This window comes from Kineococcus vitellinus (assembly GCF_009906315.1).
GTDB classification, from domain to species: Bacteria; Actinomycetota; Actinomycetes; order Actinomycetales; family Kineococcaceae; genus Kineococcus; species Kineococcus vitellinus.
The window spans coordinates 1-3,217 of sequence record NZ_JAAALL010000394.1 but is presented as its reverse complement, the minus strand read 5'-3'; the positions used below and the strand labels follow the sequence as shown (position 1 = coordinate 3,217).

The 3,217-nt window shown below is 77.7% G+C and carries 2 protein-coding genes; both read right to left on the bottom strand.

What is annotated here, in order from left to right:
• The coding region (locus GTQ99_RS21410; protein ID WP_166617719.1) for a diguanylate cyclase domain-containing protein at positions 1 to 1,191 on the bottom strand (1,191 nt) is incomplete at its 3' end.
• Positions 1,192 to 1,282: 91 nt separating this feature from the next.
• Positions 1,283 to 3,217, bottom strand: a 1,935-nt coding sequence (locus GTQ99_RS21405) for a putative bifunctional diguanylate cyclase/phosphodiesterase (protein ID WP_166617718.1), incomplete at its 5' end; no start/stop codon positions are given.

The following is a 3,217-nucleotide window of genomic DNA, read 5'->3' as shown; positions in this document are numbered from 1 at the left end:
GTGCACGCCGTCGAGGGGGTGCTCGACGGCGACGGCCACGAGCCGGGCGGCGGCGTCGGCCGCCCCGGCCGCGCTCGCTCCGCGCAGCAGCACGGCGAACTCGTCGCCGCCCAGGCGCGCCAGCAGGCTGCCCCCCGGCAGGACGCTGGTGAAGCCGCGCCCGACGTGCTGCAGCAGCCGGTCGCCGGTGGCGTGCCCGTGGCGGTCGTTGACCTCCTTGAAGCGGTCGAGGTCGACGAGCAGCACGGCCAGCGGCCCGCCGGCCGCGGTCGCGGCCTCCAGCCCGGCGGTGAAGGCGCGGCGGTTGGCCAGGCCCGTCAGCTCGTCGGTGGTGGCCTCGCGGCGCACCCGCTCGTGGTCGACGAGGTCGCGCACGAGGCGGTGCAGCCGCAGCCCCAGCCCGGCGACGGCGGCGACGGCCCACACCACCGACCAGCGCAGCTGCCCGCTGCCGGGGGTGAGCGTGGTGGCCACGAGGACGGCCACGGCCGCCAGCAGCGCTCCGAACGCCGTCGTCGTGGTCGTCAGCCGGGAGGTGGTGATGGCGCGCTGCAGCACCCCGCCCCGCCGGGAGGCCCAGGCCAGCGAGAGGGCCAGCGCCACCCACGCGGCGGCGGCCCCCACCCGCACCAGGCTGCCGTAGGGCAGCAGCGCGGCGTGCAGCTGCAGCAGCAGCAGCACCGCCAGCGAGCCGGCGAGCGCCCAGGTGGTGGGGGCGCGCAGCGCGCCGCTGGAGCGCGCCACCTGCAGCGTCGTGGCCAGCACGACGGCCACGAACCCGGCGACGACGAGCCGCAGCTGCAGCTCCAGCCCGCTCGCGGCCGTCGGGAACCACCCGCCCTGCAGCAGCGCGTTGCCGGCGGCGGCGACGGCGAACGCGCAGCTGGTCCCGACGATCCAGTCGGCCGGGCGGTGGGTGGCGGAGTGGACGCGGTTGTACTGCGACAGGCCCCGGTAGACGAGCAGGCAGGCGGGCAGCGTGGACGGGCTCACCACGAGGGCGGCGGTGCGCGCCGGGACGCCGGCCGCGCCGAGCACGGCCAGCGCGGCGGCCGCGGCGAGCAGCACGCCCACGGCCGCGGCGTGGCAGCGCCACACCGGCTGCTCGCCGTCGGCGCGCCGGGCCCGGCGCACCAGGACGGCGAGCGCGAGGGCGAAGCCGCCGAGGCGCAGCACGTCGAGCAGGACCACGACGACTCCTCCGACCTCGTTGGGTTGTTCGCGACCTCCGCCCTGGGGTTGTCGGCCGCGGGGGTGGTGCTGCTGATCCGCCGTGCGGGTGTCAGCCGCGCGGGTGCCGGTCCAGCGCGCGCCGCGTGCCGACGCGCTGCGGGACCGGGTGCGTCCTGGTGAGCTCCTCGCCGAGCCGGGTGCGCGGCACGGCGGGCGAGTACAGCCAGCCCTGCCCGAGCGGGGCGCCGACGAACCGGCAGACCTCGGCCTGCGCCTGCGTCTCCACGCCCTCGACGACGACGGTGAGCCCGAGGCGGGTGGCGAGGTCGACGACGCAGGTGACCACGGACTGGCCGTTGACGTCCTCGGTGAGGGAGCGGGTGAGCGAGCGGTCGATCTTCAGCACGTGCACCGGCAGCCGCCCCAGGTAGCCGAAGGCGGAGTAGCCGGTGCCGAAGTCGTCGATGGCGATGCGGCAGCCGAGGGCCGCCAGCTCGGTGACCACGCGCTCGGCGGGGGAGTCGCTGTCCAGGAAGACGGACTCGGTGAGCTCCAGCGTCAGCAGCCGCGGGGCGATCCGGTGCTGCTCGAGGACGTCGCGCACGATGTCGGCGAAGCCGGGCGACTGCAGCTGCACGACGGAGACGTTGACGGCCAGGGCGACGCCCGCGGCGAAGACGCCGGCCTCGTGCGCGCAGCGCACCGCGGTCCGCAGGACGTGCTCGCCGAGGGCGACGACGAGGTTGGACTCCTCGGCGACGGCGACGAACTCCACGGGCGAGATGCGGCCCAGCAGGGGGTCCTCCCAGCGGGCGAGCGCCTCGAACTTCTCCACCCGTCCGCTCGTGAAGGAGACGACGGGCTGGAAGTGGACGTCGACGTCGCCGTCGCGCACGGCGTGCACGAGCCGCTCGCGCAGCGCGCTGCGGCGCGCGTGCCCGGCGGCCACCTCCCCCGAGTACACCGAGACCGAGCCGGCGCCCCGGTGCCGGGCGTCGCGCAGCGCGATGTCGGCGTGGACGAACGGCTCCAGCACGTCGTGCCCCTCCTGCTCCAGCGGGCAGGCGGCGATGCCGGCGCTGGCCGTCAGCGGGAAGCGGGCGGCGCCCTCCACCAGGGCGGGCGCGGAGCCGACGGCGGCCAGCAGGGCCTGCGCGTGCCGCAGGCAGCGGGCGGGGTCGCCGGGCAGCAGGACGGCGATCTCGTCGCCGCCCGTGCGGTAGGCGCAGCCGCCGAGGCCGTCGGCGGCGGCGGCGACCTGCTGGGCGGCGGCGCGCACGAGGCGGTCGCCGACGCCGACGCCCAGGACGTCGTTGACGTCGTCGAGGCCGGCGAGCTCCAGCAGGACCAGCGACCGCGCGCGGTCGGGGCGGGTCAGCGCGCACTCGAGGGCGGCGCGGTTGCCGAGGCCGGTGAGGGCGTCGTGCAGCGCCTGGGCGCGCAGCCGCGCGGTGGTCCGGTCGATGGAGCGGGCCGTGCAGGCGTGCCGGACGGTGAAGGCGACGAGCACGCTGAGGTAGAGCCCGAACAGCACCGGGTCCGCGCGCGGGGACAGGACGAGCGCGACGATGTCGACCAGCAGCACCGGGCCCGGCACGAGGGAGGCGACCTCCAGGCGGCGTGCGGCGCGCTCGGCGGCCTCCCCGCCGTGGCGCACGACGCCGTCGCGCGGCAGCAGCAGCAGGCCGCAGCCCCCGGCGGCGAGCGCGAGCAGGGCGGCGAGGGCCGCGAGGACGGGCAGCTCGGTGGCGGCGAGCACGCACAGCGCGCTCGCGCAGCCGTGCACGACGAGCGCCGCGGCCGGTGCACGCAGCCGGGGCTGCTCGACGGCCAGCGCGACCGCCGAGCAGGAGAGCACGGAGGTGACGGCCAGCACCAGCACGGTCGTGGCGGCCCAGCCGGGCGGCCCGGCGTCGCCGGCGCGCGCGGACACGTCCCACAGCGCCGTGGCGAGCGCGGTGGCGAGCACGAGCGCGTCGACGAGCAGCGGCGGGTCGTCGCTGCCGGCGCGGGCGCGCACGAGCAGCCGCAGCAGGACCAGCAC